This is a genomic window from Chryseobacillus diguaensis (assembly GCF_049220665.1).
Lineage (GTDB): Bacteria > Bacillota > Bacilli > Bacillales > Bacillaceae > Metabacillus_B.
The window spans coordinates 43,113-59,852 of the sequence record NZ_JBMKNV010000010.1 but is presented as its reverse complement, the minus strand read 5'-3'; the positions used below and the strand labels follow the sequence as shown (position 1 = coordinate 59,852).

The 16,740-nt window shown below is 41.3% G+C and carries 21 protein-coding genes; 8 read left to right on the top strand and 13 right to left on the bottom strand.

Annotated features, from left to right (window positions below):
• Nucleotides 1–77 precede the first annotated feature (77 nt).
• The 5 genes from pdaA to ACOT8F_RS15220 form a co-directional block, all read right to left on the bottom strand.
• The gene (gene pdaA / locus ACOT8F_RS15240; RefSeq protein WP_421652785.1) at nucleotides 78–872 is read right to left on the bottom strand and encodes a delta-lactam-biosynthetic de-N-acetylase; all 795 of its coding nucleotides are present in this window, start codon (nucleotides 870–872) and stop codon (nucleotides 78–80) included.
• Nucleotides 873–1,405: 533 nt separating this feature from the next.
• Nucleotides 1,406–2,944: a fumarate hydratase gene (locus tag ACOT8F_RS15235; protein ID WP_421652784.1), complete on the bottom strand. Its 1,539-nt coding sequence runs from the start codon at nucleotides 2,942–2,944 to the stop codon at nucleotides 1,406–1,408.
• 97 nt (nucleotides 2,945–3,041) lie between these two features.
• The gene (crcB, locus tag ACOT8F_RS15230) at nucleotides 3,042–3,398 is read right to left on the bottom strand and encodes a fluoride efflux transporter CrcB (RefSeq protein ID WP_421652783.1); all 357 of its coding nucleotides are present in this window, start codon (nucleotides 3,396–3,398) and stop codon (nucleotides 3,042–3,044) included.
• Nucleotides 3,395–3,793 (bottom strand): fluoride efflux transporter CrcB, encoded by a 399-nt coding sequence (gene crcB / locus ACOT8F_RS15225; protein ID WP_421652782.1) that lies wholly within the window; start codon nucleotides 3,791–3,793, stop codon nucleotides 3,395–3,397. The genes crcB (ACOT8F_RS15230) and crcB (ACOT8F_RS15225) overlap by 4 nt, the downstream gene beginning before the upstream one ends.
• A gap of 321 nt (nucleotides 3,794–4,114) precedes the next feature.
• On the bottom strand, nucleotides 4,115–4,312 hold the full coding sequence (locus ACOT8F_RS15220) for an SE1561 family protein (protein ID WP_421652781.1): 198 nt from the start codon (nucleotides 4,310–4,312) through the stop codon (nucleotides 4,115–4,117).
• Nucleotides 4,313–4,469: 157 nt separating this feature from the next.
• Between ACOT8F_RS15220 and yfkAB the strand changes: the two genes are divergently transcribed.
• Complete coding sequence (yfkAB, locus tag ACOT8F_RS15215; RefSeq protein WP_421652780.1) at nucleotides 4,470–5,591, top strand: radical SAM/CxCxxxxC motif protein YfkAB; 1,122 nt, start codon at nucleotides 4,470–4,472, stop codon at nucleotides 5,589–5,591.
• 135 nt (nucleotides 5,592–5,726) lie between these two features.
• Here the strand turns inward: yfkAB and ACOT8F_RS15210 are convergent, their stop codons facing one another.
• Nucleotides 5,727–6,518, bottom strand: a complete 792-nt coding sequence (locus ACOT8F_RS15210) for a YfkD famly protein (protein WP_421652779.1) — start codon at nucleotides 6,516–6,518, stop codon at nucleotides 5,727–5,729.
• 184 nt (nucleotides 6,519–6,702) lie between these two features.
• Here ACOT8F_RS15210 and ACOT8F_RS15205 point away from each other — a divergent pair, with 184 nt between their 5' ends.
• Nucleotides 6,703–7,266 (top strand): copper resistance CopC family protein, encoded by a 564-nt coding sequence (locus ACOT8F_RS15205; protein WP_421652778.1) that lies wholly within the window; start codon nucleotides 6,703–6,705, stop codon nucleotides 7,264–7,266.
• Nucleotides 7,266–8,348: a copper resistance D family protein gene (locus tag ACOT8F_RS15200; RefSeq protein ID WP_421652777.1), complete on the top strand. Its 1,083-nt coding sequence runs from the start codon at nucleotides 7,266–7,268 to the stop codon at nucleotides 8,346–8,348. The genes ACOT8F_RS15205 and ACOT8F_RS15200 overlap by 1 nt, the downstream gene beginning before the upstream one ends.
• A gap of 473 nt (nucleotides 8,349–8,821) precedes the next feature.
• Here ACOT8F_RS15200 and cax read toward each other — a convergent pair whose 3' ends face one another.
• Both cax and ACOT8F_RS15190 read right to left on the bottom strand, forming a co-directional pair.
• Entirely contained in the window at nucleotides 8,822–9,886 is a 1,065-nt protein-coding gene (gene cax / locus ACOT8F_RS15195; RefSeq protein WP_421652863.1) for a calcium/proton exchanger, read from the bottom strand.
• Between the two features lie 151 nt (nucleotides 9,887–10,037).
• Complete coding sequence (locus tag ACOT8F_RS15190; RefSeq protein WP_421652776.1) at nucleotides 10,038–10,418, bottom strand: OsmC family protein; 381 nt, start codon at nucleotides 10,416–10,418, stop codon at nucleotides 10,038–10,040.
• 268 nt (nucleotides 10,419–10,686) lie between these two features.
• Here ACOT8F_RS15190 and ACOT8F_RS15185 point away from each other — a divergent pair, with 268 nt between their 5' ends.
• From ACOT8F_RS15185 to ACOT8F_RS15175, 3 genes are all read left to right on the top strand, one after another.
• Nucleotides 10,687–11,844: an MFS transporter gene (locus ACOT8F_RS15185; RefSeq protein WP_421652775.1), complete on the top strand. Its 1,158-nt coding sequence runs from the start codon at nucleotides 10,687–10,689 to the stop codon at nucleotides 11,842–11,844.
• Between the two features lie 294 nt (nucleotides 11,845–12,138).
• On the top strand, nucleotides 12,139–12,285 hold the full coding sequence (locus ACOT8F_RS15180) for a BH0509 family protein (protein WP_421652774.1): 147 nt from the start codon (nucleotides 12,139–12,141) through the stop codon (nucleotides 12,283–12,285).
• Nucleotides 12,286–12,372: 87 nt separating this feature from the next.
• Nucleotides 12,373–12,525, top strand: a complete 153-nt coding sequence (locus tag ACOT8F_RS15175) for a glutathione S-transferase N-terminal domain-containing protein (protein WP_421652773.1) — start codon at nucleotides 12,373–12,375, stop codon at nucleotides 12,523–12,525.
• Nucleotides 12,526–12,699: 174 nt separating this feature from the next.
• On the opposite strand, the gene proC is transcribed toward ACOT8F_RS15175, so the two are convergent.
• From proC to ACOT8F_RS15155, 4 genes are all read right to left on the bottom strand, one after another.
• The gene (gene proC / locus ACOT8F_RS15170) at nucleotides 12,700–13,503 is read right to left on the bottom strand and encodes a pyrroline-5-carboxylate reductase (RefSeq protein WP_421652862.1); all 804 of its coding nucleotides are present in this window, start codon (nucleotides 13,501–13,503) and stop codon (nucleotides 12,700–12,702) included.
• Nucleotides 13,504–13,819: 316 nt separating this feature from the next.
• Nucleotides 13,820–14,650 carry a YihY/virulence factor BrkB family protein gene (locus ACOT8F_RS15165; protein WP_421652772.1) on the bottom strand — a complete coding sequence of 277 codons (831 nt, stop codon included), beginning with the start codon at nucleotides 14,648–14,650 and terminating at the stop codon, nucleotides 13,820–13,822.
• Between the two features lie 4 nt (nucleotides 14,651–14,654).
• Nucleotides 14,655–15,011: a hypothetical protein gene (locus ACOT8F_RS15160; protein WP_421652771.1), complete on the bottom strand. Its 357-nt coding sequence runs from the start codon at nucleotides 15,009–15,011 to the stop codon at nucleotides 14,655–14,657.
• 16 nt (nucleotides 15,012–15,027) lie between these two features.
• Nucleotides 15,028–15,495, bottom strand: coding sequence for a low molecular weight protein-tyrosine-phosphatase (locus tag ACOT8F_RS15155; RefSeq protein WP_421652770.1), 468 nt, complete (start codon nucleotides 15,493–15,495; stop codon nucleotides 15,028–15,030).
• A 140-nt stretch (nucleotides 15,496–15,635) separates the two neighbouring features.
• Here ACOT8F_RS15155 and ACOT8F_RS15150 point away from each other — a divergent pair, with 140 nt between their 5' ends.
• Together ACOT8F_RS15150 and ACOT8F_RS15145 are read left to right on the top strand one after the other, a co-directional pair.
• Nucleotides 15,636–15,857 carry a DUF1128 domain-containing protein gene (locus tag ACOT8F_RS15150; protein WP_421652769.1) on the top strand — a complete coding sequence of 74 codons (222 nt, stop codon included), beginning with the start codon at nucleotides 15,636–15,638 and terminating at the stop codon, nucleotides 15,855–15,857.
• A gap of 64 nt (nucleotides 15,858–15,921) precedes the next feature.
• Nucleotides 15,922–16,086, top strand: a complete 165-nt coding sequence (locus ACOT8F_RS15145) for a hypothetical protein (RefSeq protein WP_421652768.1) — start codon at nucleotides 15,922–15,924, stop codon at nucleotides 16,084–16,086.
• A gap of 71 nt (nucleotides 16,087–16,157) precedes the next feature.
• On the opposite strand, the gene ACOT8F_RS15140 is transcribed toward ACOT8F_RS15145, so the two are convergent.
• Complete coding sequence (locus ACOT8F_RS15140) at nucleotides 16,158–16,673, bottom strand: type 1 glutamine amidotransferase domain-containing protein (RefSeq protein WP_421652767.1); 516 nt, start codon at nucleotides 16,671–16,673, stop codon at nucleotides 16,158–16,160.
• Nucleotides 16,674–16,740: the final 67 nt, after the last annotated feature.

The following is a 16,740-nucleotide window of genomic DNA, read 5'->3' as shown; positions in this document are numbered from 1 at the left end:
TGATTGTATTATAGCATAGAATGAAAAGGTCTTGAAAAACGGCAGTTTATGAAATAAAAAATCCCTCTGATGCCTTGTCAAAGGGAATGATTAAAGTGTTTTTTCATCATTAGGTCATCAAGACTTTTGAATTGGTAGCCCTGCTTTTCCAGGTCTGCAATAGCTTTATCCAGCGCTTCAGCATTATCCCGTGAAACCGTGTGAAGCAAAAGGATAGCACCAGGATGAATTTGGGACATCATATTGTTGTAGGCATACTCCCATCCTCTTTGCTGATCTGTTTTCCAGTCAACAAAAGCAAGCGACCAAAAAACGGTTTCATAACCCATTTTCTTTGATAAAGAAAGAACTCTCTCGCTGAAAATACCGCGCGGCGGCCTTAAATAGTTCATCCCTTTTTGTTTGGTCATTCCTTCTACTTTCGTGCGGACTGAATCCAGTTCCTCTTTCAGCTTTTCATCGCTGATTTTGGTCAAGTCAGGATGATGCCAGGAATGGTTTCCGATAATATGGCCTTCATTGACCATTCTGTTGACTAATACAGGCTGATCAAGCAAATAATGGCCAGTCACAAAAAAGGTTGCAGGAACCTTATGCTTCTTCAGTACATCGAGGATTTTTCCGGTATAGCCCTTTTCATAGCCATTATCAAATGTCAGGTAAATATCCTTTTTGGATGTATCCCCCATATAAAAGGAACCGTATTTCGCAATCATCGAATCAAGCTTCGGCCCTGCTGTCGGCGGCTGATGGTTCTTGCTCTTTTGGAAGCCCCAATGAACCGGGCTGTTAGACACTTCACCGGCTGCAAGCAGCGGAAAGAGAAAAAGCAGAATGACAAATGGGATGATAAATCGTTTTTTCAAGTCCATCTCTCCTAACTAGTTGCTTTCATTAGTTTCTTATAAGAGAGATTTTCTGATACTTGCAATTGTTTCCAAAATTAGTTTGAAGATGATGGCTTTATAAGAGCCGGAATACGAGCAGGAAGGGGAAAAGCTATGCATATGAGGAAATAAGGTGGGCATATAAGGAAATAGCTTTTGAAACCCTGAAATCTCTGTAGAGTGAGCTTGTAGCCGGCACTTTTATTACAATAACGCTTTTAGAGCTCTTAAATTTTCGTGAGCGCTCTTAAATCTTTGGCACCGCTCTTAAATTTTCGTGAGCACTCTTAAATTCTCGTGAGCGCTCTTAAATCTCTGGCTCCGCTCCTAAATTCCCGTGAGTGCTCATAAACCAATCCTGAGCAGCAAAAACTCCCTTCATTCCAAAAAAGAGCATTTTCTCTCTCCAAGACGTAAAATACTCAAAATCCAGCGACAAAGATCCAACCCTCAATCAACAACCAACCCTAATTCCAAAAAAAAAGCTGCCAATCTGGACAGCTTTCCTTCCCAATTAATTAACTAAATACAGGCTCTTTAAAAGCAGAAAGCTTCTCAAGAGAGCTTTGGCTAATATCCTGATGCAGGCTGTTTCCGTGTGAATCCATTGTCACGACTGCAGTAAATTCTTTTACACGCAGGTGCCACATGGCTTCTGGAATGCCGAATTGCATTAAGTCTACGCCTTCAACGTTTTGAATGCATTCGGCATAATACTGAGCCGCTCCGCCGATCGCATTCAAGTAAACGCCGCCATGCTCCTGAAGCGCAGCAAGCGTTTTAAGTCCCATACCGCCTTTACCGATGACTGCACGGATTCCAAAGCGCTTCATGATGTCACCTTGATAAGGCTCCTCCCTGATACTTGTTGTTGGGCCTGCCGCTTTAACATGCCAGTTGCCTTCATCGTCCTTAAGCATTACAGGGCCGCAATGATAAATGATCTGGCCATTTAAATCAACAGGAGCGTCGTTTGTAGAAAGGTGCTTATGAATCGCATCCCTCCCTGTGTACATAAGACCGTTGATTTTAACAACATCTCCTACTTTTAAAGAACGGATTTGTTCTTCTGTAATAGGCGCCTCAAGAATCACTTCTCTGCTTTCTGATTCTGCTTCTTCAATCGCTGCAGCTGTTTCTTTTGTAAAGTCAGCTGCTTCGCCTTCCTTGTAAAGCCATTCTCTAATTTCACCGGTTGCTTCATTGATTTGAACGCCCAGGCGGCGGTAAGCCCAGCAATTATATGCAACGGAAACAAAGAAGCTTGCAGGTATACGGTTAATGACGCCTGCTTTACAGCCAAGAAGCGTCGTTTCGCCGCCAAAGCCCATTGTTCCAATTCCAAGCTTATTGGCATTTTCCAAAATGTAATCTTCTAGCTTCTGAAGCTCTTCAACAGGGTTCACATCATCCAAGCTTCTGAAAAGCTGTTCCTTTGCTAGCTCGTAACCGGAAGTTCTGTCACCCCCGATTCCAACGCCAATAACCCCTGCACTGCAGCCTTGTCCTTGCGCCTGATAAACAGAGTGCAAAACGCATTTCCGGATGCCGTCCATATCCCTGCCTGCACGGCCAAGTCCTTCAAGCTCGCATGGGAGGCTGTATTGAATGTTTTTATTTTCACAGCCGCCTCCTTTTAAAATAAGGCGGACATCAATGTAATCTTTTTCCCATTGTTCAAATTTGATCACAGGTGTGCCAAGGCCAAGATTGTCCCCGCTGTTTGCCCCTGTCAGAGAATCAACCGAGTTTGGACGGAGCTTTCCGTCTTTTGTTGCCTGTTCGATTGCTCTGTAAATATCTTTTTTCATTGTCAGCTGATTTGCACCAACTGGTGTTTTAATTTTAAAGGTTGGAAGGCCTGTGTCCTGGCAAATCGGTGAAATGTTTTCATCTGCCATTTCAATATTTTGCGTGATGGTAGCCAGTGAAAGGGCTGCTCTTGTACCGGCGTTTTCTTTTTGCTTCGCTTTAAAAATCGCACGGCGTACGTCCTTCGGCAAGTTCGTGGAAGTCTCAACGATCAGCTGATAAATACTATCATAAAATTTCTCCATCCCTCGTATCCCCTAACCTTTTTGATTTCTATGTATAAGCTCAAAATTTATTATACTCCGTAGGATCAGGGATGAAAAGGGTTGCAAAAGAAATCATTTATAAGCTCCCAAGTTTGATTCCGAGGAATGCTAACAGGATTCCGAGGGTGTAGCTGCCGGCTAAATACACCACTGCCTGTTTCCATTTACCTTTTTCAAAAAGCTGAATATTTTCCAGTTTAAACGTAGAAAATGTCGTAAATGCGCCCATAAATCCAGTTCCAAGAAGCAGCTGAAGAGAATGATTCAAACCCCTGCCAACAATGAATCCAAGTAAAAAAGCTCCTGCTAGATTGATGAACAATGTTCCAAAAGGAAATACAGTCGGGTATCTTTTTTTCATATAGCTGCTGATTCCAAAACGGGAAATAGCTCCAAAGAATCCTCCAGCCGCGATAAGCAGGGCATTCATCATCCTCTGCTCCCCCCTGTCTGTTTCAGCCGGGATTTCCCAAACTCATCGCCGGCCCACGCCATTGCAAGGCCTCCCCATAAACTGAGCAGCACATATAAAATGGCAGTGCCCCACTCTGAAGCTTGAATGAGCTTAACTGTCTCAACACTGAAAGCAGAGAAGGTTGTAAATGACCCGATCAAGCCTGTTCCAATTCCCGTTACGAGAGCAGGATGGAATTGAGGAAGCTTGCCCAAATAGGTTGTAATCCATCCTAAAATAAAAGGGCCGATCAAATTGATTACTAGCGTCGAAAGGGGAAATGATTGATCCCACCAAACGCTGACAGACATCCCTAAATAATAGCGCAAGAGTGCACCAGCAATACCGGCAGCGCCTACGATCAAATAAACCATTTTCTCACCCCTTTTATTCATCTGCGCAAAAAAAACAGACTCCTGCCAATAGGAGTCATCATCTTACTTAGAGGCTGTTTTCGCAGAGATTATTGCTAATTCGCAAAAGCGCTAATCACCCATTTTGATTTGCTTCGGGGCATCTTTTCTTAAATGCCAAACAAGTGTCGTTTAAAGAAATGTAGAGTGAGGAGCAACAAAGTTTAAGAAAAGAGCCTACTTAAAATTCGTATAAATGTAGTTGTTCAGTGTTGAGGCGAACTCCATCGCCGGTTCGTCATTAACTAATTTTATTTCAGCAAAGCATCCAGACCCTGCCAATTATTTATCTTCTTCTTCCCAATCTTTCTTGAATCGCTCATATTTCAATTCGAGGTCATCAAGCATGGAGATGAGACGGTCGATGTCTTCAATATCCGTTGATTCGGGATCTATAGCATCAATAACTTCCATGAACATATTAAATCGGTTTTTTAAATAACTTAATTGTGAGTCTTTATCATTTACGGCATTGCCCATTATGTTTCTCTCCTTTCAGCAACGCATTTATCGTAGCCTATCCCGCTATTTTTTTCAACAGCTGAATCAGCATGCCAATGATAGAAAGTCATGTTAAACTAGAAGCTTGTGATTTATATTCGTACTTATTTAAATCAGGAAATAAAGGAGTCTTACAATGAATACCACCGAAACGCTTGCCCCTATCAACCCGAAGCATGACCCGTGGGAAGCTTATCTCGATATGGAGCAGTATGGAAAAAACATGCTGACAAATGTAGAATTTACCACTACGACCTTGTGCAATATGCGCTGTGAGCACTGTGCAGTTGGGTATACGCTTCAGCCAAAAGATCCGAAAGCACTACCTATAGAGCTATTGCTTCATCGACTTGAAGAAATTCCACAGCTGCGAACCATCAGTATTACAGGCGGAGAGCCAATGCTTTCATTAAAATCAGTAGAAAACTATGTGGTTCCTCTTTTAAAATATGCCCATGAACGCGGAGTGCGCACTCAGATCAACTCTAATTTGACACTGGATTTAAAACGCTATGAAAAGATTATTCCTTACCTGGATGTTTTACATATTTCCCATAACTGGGGCACCTTAGAGGACTTTGCTGAAGGCGGATTTGCGATGATGGAGAAAAAGCCGTCCTTTGATCAGCGTATTAAATATTTTGACCGGATGATCGATAACAGCCGTGCATTGGTTAATAGCGGCGTAATGGTTTCAGCTGAAACCATGCTCAATAAGCGGACATTGCCGCATATTGAAAAAATTCATCACCAGATTACAGAGGAAATGAAGTGCCAGCGCCATGAGGTGCATCCAATGTATCCAAGCGATTTTGCAAGCGGCCTTGAGACACTGACACTGGATGAAATGCGAGAGGCTATTCACCGCCTGCTTTCGATACGCAATGAAGATGTGTGGATGCTTTTTGGCACCCTGCCGTTTTATGCATGCAGCACTCATGATAAAGATCTTGAATTGTTGAGAGCGCTGAAGGCTGCTAAAAACGTTACTGTTCGAAATGATCCTGATGGCCGCTCTCGTTTAAATGTGAATATTTTTAACGGGGAAATTATTGTGACAGACTTCGGAGATGCTCCTGCTCTCGGCAATATTCAAACAACCACTTTGCCGGAAGCCTACGACAGATGGACTGAATCAGCACTTGCCAAATCGCTCAGCTGCCACTGTCCTGCTGCCAAATGTCTTGGACCGAATATTTTGGTGAAAAACAGTTATTATCAGGCTGTAGATTTTAGTGAGCGGAAAGCGAGAATTTAACCTGGGTTCCTGCCCTTTTTCTATAAAGTATAAAAGGACTGTCCCCAAGTTATTGAACCCTTCTCGTTCAATAACTCAAAATAAACGGGACCTGTCCTTCAGTCTATTAAAGCACTGAGGGCCAGGTCCTATTTTTTATCTTGGTGTTTCATACACCCCATAGCTGAACGATGCATGATCCTGTACAGGAATCCAGGCACCAATTCCTTGTGACACGACATTTTTAATCACTATCTTTTGGGAATGTCCTTTCAAAACCAAGTACACTTCCCCGTAAGTGACTTTCCCTTTTTCATTGACGGCAGGCGTATAGGCGTTCAGGTAGCCAATTTTTCTCGTTGGAATATTGTACACCTGTTCCTTTTTTGTCCCTTGCCCAATCACTGTTTCAAAGGAAAGCGGCAGATTGGTTTTTTTCATAGCTTCCATCAGCACCATTTTTTTCACATCTTCTGCGTTTGGAATATAGGCTGTTAATCCGCCCTTCACCCTTTTTTGCTGCTCTTGAACGTAATGCATTTGACCAGGTGCGTTGCCGCCTCTGTTATCGAGTTTGTTTGTATTGATCTTTTGATATTCCCAGTTCACGGTTGTTTCATTAGAGTCATAATTGAGTGCCCATTGTCCAAGAAAAATAGTCGCTTTGTAGCCGATGGCAACCTTTGTATTGGCGATCGATGATTCGTTCATTAATCTGATCAAATTAGGGTTTTCAATTTTGATGGATGCTGTGCTGAGCAGCTGTTTTGCCAATTCGCTCGGCTCCAGATGCGGCAGATCCTGAGTCGGATTAGGATACGTATTATCTTTTGAAAGATCAAGTACTGATGAAGGCATTTTTATTTTTGCTCCCGCTCCAACAGTACTGAGACAGGAAAAACAGATCGATAAAAGCATGACCACTGAGACAAGCAGTCCTTTTTTCATTTCTCAATACCCCTTTCACTTGCTTTACCGATAGTTTTTTCTCACATCGGAAAGTTTATCCCTCAATTGGAAAAGAAATAATATGAAGTAGAGAATTGTCATGTGATGATCACAGGATATGAGGAACTCTTTTCAAAAAATTGATACAATAAATGCAGAAAGATACATAAAAGGAGCTTTTATAATGAAAAAAATCATATTGGTATTACTCATCATTTTTTCATTTAGTGGAGCAGCGGTAAGTGCTCATTCAAGACTCGTGAGCTCTACCCCTAAAGATGGTGCTGTAATAAAAGAACCGCTTAATACCATTTCCCTTACCTTCAATACAATGATTGAACCGACAAGTACTTTTAAATTGCTTCTTGGATCAAAAGAAATCCCCGTCTCAAATGTTCAAATAGATGGTAAAACTGTAAAAGGTGAAATTCCAAAAAATCTGGAAAACGGTGATTATACCGTCAAATGGAATATCGTTGGAGTTGACGGTCACCAAATTCAAGGAAAATTGGGTTTTACAGCTGATCTAAAAAAACAGGAAACAGCACCGGCTGCCCAAAAGAAAAAAGAAGAGCCAGCTAAAAAAGAAACAAAACAGCAAACGGAGCCAACGAATAAGGAAAAAATGGAGAACAAGCAAGCCTCAAATAAATCTGGCATAAATCCAGCTATCATGGTGCTTGCGGGAATCCTGGTAATTGCAGCAATTGCTGGCCTATTTACAGTTATGAGAAAAGGAAAAAAATAATGGTGACAGTATTTCTGATCATCTGCAAATTTTTTCTCTATCTTTCTTTTGCTATCCTGATAGGTACCTTCACAATGGCATTCGCAAAGGATGAAAATAAGCCAGTTCAAGAGGTTTCTAGACGCTTGATTCAAGCCTCTATTCTTGGTGTGGCTTTGTTTTCTTTTGCTCCCATAGTAGAGCTTGCTTTTCGCTTTTTTGATGCAGGAGGATTTTATTATGGGCTTGTGAAGGTCATTGGAGAGTTTGAAATTGGGCAGGCTTATGTGCTCACCTTTGTGATCATCGTCATTTTTTATTTATTTGCATCATTTCTTCCTGTGCAGACCAATAAGCAATATGCAGCGATTTCGCTGTTTTTTGTTCTGCTGATGATCTTTTCGCAAAGTGCAACGAGCCATGTGGCTTCGATTAACCCGATCGGTATTATGTATCATGCTTCCCATTTGATTTCTATGAGCCTGTGGGTAGGTGTTCTATTTCTTGCAGGCTGGTTCACAAAGGATACTAGCAACTGGCTGCGGTTTTTGAGATGGTACACCCCGCTTGCTTCCATTTGCGTTTTTTTTGTTGCTTTTTCTGGATTTTTGCTTATGACACTTGTAATGGATATTACCCAGTACCCTGAAACATGGCAGTTGAATTACGGCCAAACGCTATTGATTAAACAATTGCTGATTATTCCCATTCTTTTCTTTGGCATCATTAATGGATTCTTGATAAAAGGGCTGTTAAAGAAAAAGCGGCAAGTCAATCCCCTGCCTTGGGCAAAAGCTGAAAGCATTTATGTATTGATGGTTTTTGCTGTAACAGGTGTACTCAGTCAACAGGATCCGCCGCACGTGATTAAAGAAACCTTAAGAACAGATGGCACCTCATCTTTGTTTTCCATTTTTGCAGGCAATACGGCAAATGCTTCCTTTTCCCTGACCGGACTGGGTTCAGTGATGCTTTTCCTGTCAGCTATTTTTCTTTTTCTCACTATTTTCGGATTTTTAAGAAAGGCATCTGTTTTCCTTTCCTTTTTGACAGGGATCGGATTCATCCTCTCTGCTTATGTCGGATTTATGATGTGTGTATAATTAAGAAAAGCGCAAGCGCCTTGAACAGCCTAGGCATGCTGCTTACAGAAAAGCCCGCAAAGTCCGGTTTTCACTTTGCGGGCTTTTCTGAAGTGACCTAAAGACTCGGACTAGGCGCTGGAGCTGGAAAATTCAACTTTTACAACATGAGATAATTCAGTAGAAATTTATACTTTCTTTTCTATTAAAAAAAAGCGCGAAAAGCGCTTTTTTCAAACAGTTATAAAGTACTAATTCAAAAAAAATCCATAAGAAATATTTTTTCTTTAAATTGCCTTTTGCCATATTTACATCAGAATAGTAAGAATGTATGATTAATTCAAACAATCAAGCTTTAATGACCTTAGGTTCTTCCTTCTAAACAGTTATTCAGGCTGTTTCGGTGTGTTGATTGTTTCGTCCTACTGCGGCGTTGTGTTGGTGGCACACGCCGTTTTTTTGTGTCCATTTTTACAATGGCTGCTAAAGAGCCTTTACAATAAATAAAATCCAATTCCCATAATCAGATAGGCTGCAAGCAGGGTAGCGCCCTCAAACCAGTTTGTATCCCCATCATTCAGAAGGATAACGGATAAGAAAACAGCTGTAACCATAGAAACAAGCTCTGGCAATGTGAAGATGAGCGGCATTTTATGATCGAACAAAAGCGAGACAATCACAAGCGCCGGCGCGACAAACATGGCTACCTGAAGGGTCGAACCCATGGCAATTTCCACCGAGATGCTGATTTTATTTTTAAAGGCCATCACAATAGCAGACGCATGCTCAGCAGCGTTCCCAACAATAGCTACGATAATAACCCCAATAAAAAGCTCACTCCAGCCAAACTGTTTCCCGACTGTTTCAAACGTATGTACCAGATGTTCAGATATGTAGGCTACTGCAATCGTGGCTAAAAGAAGGATAATGATGGATTTCTTCGCTGACCACTCTGGCTCTTCATGCTCTTCTGAAGCAGCAGTTTCTTCAATTTTGTGCTGATAAACGCCGCGATGGGTAACAAGCTTGAAAAATAAAGCAGCAAGATAGAGAATGATCAGGATAACCGAAATTCCGACACTTAGGGACAGCGTTTCACTTTTTCCCATCTGCATAGAGAAAACTTCAGGAATGACAAAAGCGACGATAATTCCGAAAGTGAGAAGACCCGAATTATGACGGGCATCAAACACGTTGAATTGCTGGCGTTTATACTTAATGCCGCCTACGAAAAAGGACAGTCCTGCAACTAGCAGAAGATTTCCTATAACGGAACCGGTTAAAGAAGCCAGCACTACATTTACGAGACCAGCCTGAAGGGCAAAAATAGAAATAATCAGCTCAACTGCATTTCCAAAGGTTGCATTTAGAAGCCCGCCAATTCTGGGTCCTGCTACAGCTGATAAGCTTTCCGTCGCTCTTCCCATAAAACCTGCAAGTGCAATAATCGTTAGTGAGTATATGATAAACATAAGGGTAGAGGAAAGATCAACAAGGCTGCCAATAAAGGAAAAAGGCACACCTATAATCACTGCTATTAAAAAAATCCGATTAACGATGGGGATCACCTGTCTTTCTTAATCGATTGCTTTTTTGACTATGTACTATTGCTGTATGCGACAGAAATGAAATATATGTCTGTTTTCTATTACTATTCTTTCACCTGGGTATCTCCCTATGCACATTTTTCCAATTTTCCTTTACCCCGCCTTAAACGATCTCAAACGTTTCCTCTATTTCAATGCTTCCTTCAACAGATCTCGCCATTGAGCAGTTCCGTTTAACAAGATCAATCGCTTTTTTGATTTTTGTTTCTTCCAGATTTGTTCCCTTTATTGCGTAGTGAAGACTGATTTTTTCAATCCGATTGGCTTCCGCCTCGTTTCGGGTAACTTCGGCAGAAATCGCAATATCCTCAACCTCAAGCTTTTTCTTTACAAGAATTTGGCGAAGTACCCCTCCGCTGCAGCCAGCAATGGAAGCGGCCATCAGCTGGTATGGACGAAAACCGTACGCTTCATTTCCAGAAATCTCAAGCTCTCCAAAATCAAATGGCACCTTAAATCCCTGTTCAGTCATTTCAAATTCCATCGCAATTCCTCCTTTATTTTGGCTACCATTTTACATGGTTATCATCTCAATTGAAAATAAAAGGATAGAATGATACATTCAGGAAGGAAATAAATGAAGGTGTTTTCGCAAAGATTGTTGCTATTCGTATAAGTTTAGAACACGCATAAAGATTAGCTTCGTGGCATCTTTTCTTAAAAATGCGGATGTCCTCTTACTTTAAATTTACTTATTTAGATGAAAAAACAGCAAAATTTAAGAAAAGACCCTTAGTGAACGAGGGGTAATTATGGAGAAACTGCGTTTTACTGTATTGATTATGATCGTTACGATATCCGGATTTTCCCAAGGAATGCTGCTCCCTGTCTTAGCCATAATTTTTGAACAGGAGGGATATCCTGCTTCTTTGAATGGCCTTCATGCAACAGGGCTTTATATTGGAGTTTTGATTGCCTCCCCTTTTATGGAATATCCATTAAGAAAATTGGGCTATAAAAAATTAATTTTAATAGGCGGCTTTGTTGTTTTTTTAAGCCTTTTTTGTTTCGTTTTTATTAAATCCTTCTGGCTTTGGTTTTTACTCAGGCTTCTAATCGGAATAGGTGACAACATGCTTCACTTCTCGACTCAAACCTGGATTACGTCCCTTTCCACAAAGGGAAACAGGGGACGCAATATTTCGCTTTACGGATTATGCTTTGGACTTGGATTTGCAGCAGGACCATTTTTATCAGGACTTGCCGAAACAAATCCTTCTTACCCTTTTCTAATTACCGGAAGTGTCAGCTTCTTGATTTGGCTTCTTGCTTTTGTCCTTAGAAATGACTTTCCGGAACAAGTGGAAACCTCCTCGGTTCTTGAAACGGCCAAGCGGTTTTCATATGCCTGGAGAGCTGGCTGGATCGCGTTTCTTCCTCCGCTATGCTACGGATTTCTTGAGGCAACCATCAATGGAAATTATCCTGTATTTGCATTAAAATCAGGCATGACACCGGAACAGGTTGCCTGGCTGCTGCCTGCTTTTTCTGTAGGAAGCATCATCTTTCAGCTCCCCCTTGGCATATTGAGCGACAAATTCGGGAGAAGGCCAGTCATTCTGTTTGTTATGTTCTCAGGGTTTGCGGTCTTTTTCTTAGCCAGCTTGACCGAATCCTTTTCACTGCTGCTCTTATTCTTCCTGCTTGCCGGTATGCTTGTCGGCACAACCTTTTCTCTCGGTTTAAGCTATATGGCTGACCTTTTGCCAAAAAATCTATTGCCAGCCGGCAACCTTCTTTGCGGCATTAGTTTCAGTGCAGGAAGCATTACCGGTCCACTCATTGGAGGAGCCTATCTGCAGCTGATGAAATCAGGGAATCCTTTTCATATTATCAGTTTGATGCTGCTGATTATTTTCCTTATAAATGTATTTCATAAGAATCGGGAATGCGCCGCTTTACAATCGTGAAGCAGCGCTTTAATTTTTAGACTCTGTAAACTTGACTGTTGATTTCCGCTTCAGGCACTCATCTTAAGCGGGCGGTCCGGAAGCCTCCTCGGCGCTTAGCGCTTGCGGGGGTCTCCCTTGACCAGTTTTTCTAAGCAGAAGTTTCAGCACCCGCTCCAATCAACATGGTGCAAAAATCAACATTTAGCTTTAACTGAGCCAATTTTTAAAAAATGGGTTGAACCTTCTGAATATTCTGTTATATAATAAAACAAATAATAATAATCTGTATCATAACAATTAGGAGGAATGAAAATGAGCAGACAAGAACGGAAAAACATGATCCATTTTATTAAAATGATGAAAGCCATTGATCAGGAGACATTGCTGATTATGACGGACGAGGAAATCGAACATATTTATTCATGCGTTTACAAGAAGAGTCTTGAATCTGGGGAATAACAAGGCATTTTGGATGAAAAAAGACAAAACAAAAAGGCATCCGATCCCTCGGTTGCCTTTTTGTCAGGAGGATTTGGCATGAACTGATTGAAAATCCTGCAGTTCTTTAGAAAGTTCCATTCTAGATTTCACTACCTCAATTTGAATGCCCAACTTCCGATACTTGTCGACAAATGCTTCGAGCTTTTTCAGTCTGCTGCCATTTTCCAATATAATCGCCTCTCCGTCTTTAGTTTATAAGCCGGTTGCACGAGTAGTTACCTTATACAATATTTCATTCTTATCTATCCAATATAAGACTACCTTCTAAATTCACTTCTGTCTAGATACCATGTACTTAGTTTTCATTTACCACATGAAAGAAAACGGCAAACAAATTTTTTAACTAAATGTGCAATAGAAGGATAAAACTTTTTAATTCCCGCGAGCTTTTTTATTTGTGGCCGCAATGGCTTTTTTCATCATTTCTGCCATGTGGTTTTCATAAAGGACTTTTAACCCTTCTGCTGTTGCCCCGCCTGGCGTTGTGACCTGTTCCCTTAGAGCAGAGGGACTCTTCTCCTGTTCAAGCATCCTGCTTGAACCGTAAATCATTTGAATCACTAGCTTTTTAGCCCTTTCTTCCTGTATACCCATATCCTTCGCTGCTTCTATTAGCGTTTCGGCAAAGTAATATAAAAAGGCTGGGGCACTTCCTGTTACAGCAGTCAGATTATGCACTTGATCTTCTGTAAATTCTTCTGACTGTCCAATTCCGTCAAGGATCAGCTGCAGTGCTTCCCTGTGCTTAGGCTTAACAGATTTACCAACAGCATAAAGCGAAATGGATTCTCCGATTGTTGCTGAGGTATTCGGCATAATCCATGCTGCAGGCGTATATTCCGGAAGCCGCTCTTCTAAATAAGAAGGACCAATACCAGCTGCAATAGTAACAACAAACTGATGGGTCAAAACATCAGAAAGCTCTTTTAGAATGGAGTCATGTGCAGAAGGCGGCATGGCAAGCACAATGACATCTGCCTTTTCTGCATCCTGTTTCCAATTATCTGCCGTTTGTACGGGATATTTATGTTTGAGAGCATTGAGGCGCTCGATATTTCCTGTATTTGAAACAATGATTTTTTCTATGTATTCCTTGCTGTTTCGGACAAGACCGCCGATAATCGCTTCAGCCATGCGGCCGGCTCCGATGAATAACAGGGTTTGTTTTTTCATTATGTTGTCCTCCATTCTGTTCTTTGAATTATAGTACAGCTATTTTTAAATGGAAATCCCATTAAGAAAAAAAAGCCCGGATAAGAACAGTTTGCTCTTATCCGGGCCTTCGTTATTTAGTGATATCCATTTTGCCCGTTTGCGCTGCTGCTCGTTTTTCCATTTGGCTTGCTTTTGGAATTTTGTTTATTATGGCTGCCGCCTTTTTTGCTTTGTTTGCTCATATGAGTTCCCCCTGGATATGATATTTGAAGCCTCCTAAGACTTCTTTCATACTTTTCCCGAGAAACAAACTTCTCATAAGAAAAACTTCTGGTAATCATGACGCCTCTGTGTTCCGCTTATAAAGGATGGCATTAAGCTCTCCTCCAATAATGATAATCATGCCTGTCAGATAGAACCACACAAGCAGAACAATGATTCCGCCTATGCTGCCATAGGTTGCGCTGAAATTCCCAAAATGGCCGACGTAAAAGGAAAAGGCTGAAGAAACGAGAACCCAGGCAATCGTTGCCAAAAAGGCACCCGGCAAAGCAGACTTGACATGATATTTTTTGTTTGGTCCAAAATAATACAAAGCAGTCAGTACAATAAAAATGATCACCCCGCTTAAAACCCAGCGCACCGTATTCCAGACACTCATAAACATGCTTGGGATGCCAGCAGCGTTGAAAATGAAGCGGCCGATCTCCTCTCCGAAGACAGGAAGCAAAAGAGCGATGATGATCACAAAGATCATCGCGATTGTAAGGAGAATAATGGTTCCTCTCGCCACAATAAATGAACGGTTTTCCTTCACTTCATAAGCACGATTAAAAGCTCTCACAATTGCATTAATGCCATTGGAAGCAGACCAAAGGGTAGCGATGATTCCAAAGGACAATAACCCGCTGTTTTGCTTGTTTAATATTTGCTGCAGCGTCATTTCAATAATTTCCATGCTTTGACCAGGAGCATATTCCCGGATAACATTCAGGATGTCATCAATGGATAGAGGAAGATACCCGATCAAGGTAATTAAAAAGATGAGAAATGGAAATAACGCAAGCAGAAAGAAATAAGCAAGTTCGGCAGCGAGGCCCCCTACTTCATCCTTTACGTATCGCAGAAATAATTCTTTCAGTAAAGACCCCTTTGGTCTTTTAACCATACGCTTACAATCCCTTTTTTTCCTCCCGGCTTTCATCCAGGATAGGAGTAAACAATTTTTCTTTTGTTTCTCTGATCGACTCAATAACGGCAGGTGTTGTAGCTTTAAGCTGATTTACTTTTTCATTCACATATTTAACATCTGTTGTCAGCTTCTGTACAAGGTCCCTCGTTTTATCCGTTGTTTCTCTTACATCTTTCGTAAAAAGAGATGGATCCTCAAAATATCGCTGCACTCTTAAACCAAATGCTTTCCCGTCCCTTATAAGAGCTGTTCTAGTTGGCTTGTGAAAGAGAGATACAACAGCCCCTGCTGCTGCTCCAATTAACATATTTTGTACTAATGTGCTTTTCTCACTCATCAGTATACCCCTTTCCCTAAAGGTTATTTTCTTCTTTTATGGTTTTTAGCAAACCTTTGCATCCTTCTGTCACCATTTCATACACTTCATCGAAATTCCCCGTAAAATAAGGATCCGGTACATCATCAATTTCACTGTTTTCGACAAAGTCCATCAGCCTTCCAATAAAACCAGTTTCGGAGTATCCGGCCATGCGGTGCAGATTCCCCAGGTTTTCAGCATCCATGCAAATTATGTACTGAAAGCGGGTCAAATCACCCGTAAAAACCTTGCGTGCTTTCATGCCGATATAATCAATACGGTTCGTATCAAGTATTTTTCTCGTTCCTTCATGGGGCGGATTTCCGACGTGCCAATCTCCTGTTCCAGCTGAATCAATTTCGATTTTATCTGATAGTCCATCTTCTTTCACAATGTTTCTCACCGCCTCTGCCATTGGAGATCGGCAGATGTTTCCCAAACAAACGAACAGCACTCTGATCATATAAACCCTCCTCTTCCTGCATTTTCTCACTTCCTCCCTTTATTATCACGCCTTTCACTTTTTGCCTTTTTTGATAATAGGATCATTCACAATCCATGTTACAATAAAACCAATCTGAAAATCGCGAAAGGATGAAAAAAATGAATTTAACTGAGAAATCACCGGAGAACATTGAGTATATGATCGATGGTATAAAAGAAAAACTGAAAGTTGTTAACATCGGCGCCATTAAATCTACTCATTTCAATGAAGAAATGTACGAAGAACTGAAAGACATCTATGATTTTGTCATGAAAAAGGACAACTTCAGTCCAAGAGATATGCAGGCAATCGTCGAAGAACTGGGCAGCCTGAAAAAATAAACTCGGAGGACGTCATAACGTCCTCCCCTCCAGCATATTAGTTAGTGGAGGGAGGCGGATGCGAGTGGCTGGCTGGTGGTTAGTGACGGCTGTTTTTTTACTCTTTTTAATCCTCGCAGTTACCGGAATCATTGTAGCACTGAAATCTGGAATCCATCCTGAAGATGCTGAACGAATTGATGCTGTGCCGAAAGAGAATGAAAATGACAGCGGCACGGCTCTTCATTAGAGGCTTGCCCTTATACATATTCGAAAAAAAACAGGCTCTTCAAATTAAGAGAGCCTGTTTTTTCATCTATATTATTGAAGCAATTTTAAAGATTCACGAACGAAAGCAGGAATATCATCTGGTGTACGGCTTGTTACAAGCTGGTTGCTGCAAACGACAACCTCCTTGTCTTCAACCTTTGCTCCAGCATATTCCATGTCTGTTTGAATGGATTTAAAACCAGTTGCGCCGCGGCCTTCTAAAGCTTTGGCCGTAATGAGAAGCTGAGGTCCATGGCAGATTGCAAAAACAGGTTTTTTATCATCCATAAACTGTTTCGTAAAGCTTACAAAACGTTCATCTGCTCTAAGCTGATCCGGTGAGAAGCCGCCCGGAATCAGCAGCGCATCAAAATCGCTTGGGCTTACATCATCGATGGAAGCATCTACAGTAACAGAAGCTTCTCCCTGTTTGCCTTTAATGGTTTTGCCTTTTTCCATTTCGATAACCGTTAACTCATGACCCGCTTCTTTAAATTCTTTCGCAGGCTCTGTATACTCGGAATCCTCAAAATAATCAGTCAAAACAACAGCAATTTTTTTACCCATTTTAACATTACCTCCCACTATTATGTCTACACATAGAATGTACCCCACTTCTTTTCAAAAAAAACAC

What these genes read in the sequence shown, in the direction of transcription:
- pdaA (WP_421652785.1), bottom strand. Translation starts at nt 872, where the DNA reads ATGGACTTGAAAAAACGATTTATCATCCCATTTGTCATTCTGCTTTTT.
- crcB (WP_421652782.1), bottom strand. Translation starts at nt 3,793, where the DNA reads ATGGTTTATTTGATCGTAGGCGCTGCCGGTATTGCTGGTGCACTCTTG.
- ACOT8F_RS15210 (WP_421652779.1), bottom strand. Translation starts at nt 6,518, where the DNA reads ATGAAAAAAGGACTGCTTGTCTCAGTGGTCATGCTTTTATCGATCTGT.
- ACOT8F_RS15165 (WP_421652772.1), bottom strand. Translation starts at nt 14,650, where the DNA reads ATGGTTAAAAGACCAAAGGGGTCTTTACTGAAAGAATTATTTCTGCGA.
- crcB (WP_421652783.1), bottom strand. Translation starts at nt 3,398, where the DNA reads ATGATGAATGCCCTGCTTATCGCGGCTGGAGGATTCTTTGGAGCTATT.
- ACOT8F_RS15190 (WP_421652776.1), bottom strand. Translation starts at nt 10,418, where the DNA reads ATGGAATTTGAAATGACTGAACAGGGATTTAAGGTGCCATTTGATTTT.
- ACOT8F_RS15235 (WP_421652784.1), bottom strand. Translation starts at nt 2,944, where the DNA reads ATGGAGAAATTTTATGATAGTATTTATCAGCTGATCGTTGAGACTTCC.
- ACOT8F_RS15160 (WP_421652771.1), bottom strand. Translation starts at nt 15,011, where the DNA reads ATGAGTGAGAAAAGCACATTAGTACAAAATATGTTAATTGGAGCAGCA.
- ACOT8F_RS15180 (WP_421652774.1), top strand. Translation starts at nt 12,139, where the DNA reads ATGAGCAGACAAGAACGGAAAAACATGATCCATTTTATTAAAATGATG.
- ACOT8F_RS15220 (WP_421652781.1), bottom strand. Translation starts at nt 4,312, where the DNA reads ATGGGCAATGCCGTAAATGATAAAGACTCACAATTAAGTTATTTAAAA.
- ACOT8F_RS15200 (WP_421652777.1), top strand. Translation starts at nt 7,266, where the DNA reads ATGGTGACAGTATTTCTGATCATCTGCAAATTTTTTCTCTATCTTTCT.
- ACOT8F_RS15185 (WP_421652775.1), top strand. Translation starts at nt 10,687, where the DNA reads ATGGAGAAACTGCGTTTTACTGTATTGATTATGATCGTTACGATATCC.
- ACOT8F_RS15150 (WP_421652769.1), top strand. Translation starts at nt 15,636, where the DNA reads ATGAATTTAACTGAGAAATCACCGGAGAACATTGAGTATATGATCGAT.
- yfkAB (WP_421652780.1), top strand. Translation starts at nt 4,470, where the DNA reads ATGAATACCACCGAAACGCTTGCCCCTATCAACCCGAAGCATGACCCG.
- ACOT8F_RS15205 (WP_421652778.1), top strand. Translation starts at nt 6,703, where the DNA reads ATGAAAAAAATCATATTGGTATTACTCATCATTTTTTCATTTAGTGGA.
- ACOT8F_RS15140 (WP_421652767.1), bottom strand. Translation starts at nt 16,673, where the DNA reads ATGGGTAAAAAAATTGCTGTTGTTTTGACTGATTATTTTGAGGATTCC.
- ACOT8F_RS15155 (WP_421652770.1), bottom strand. Translation starts at nt 15,495, where the DNA reads ATGATCAGAGTGCTGTTCGTTTGTTTGGGAAACATCTGCCGATCTCCA.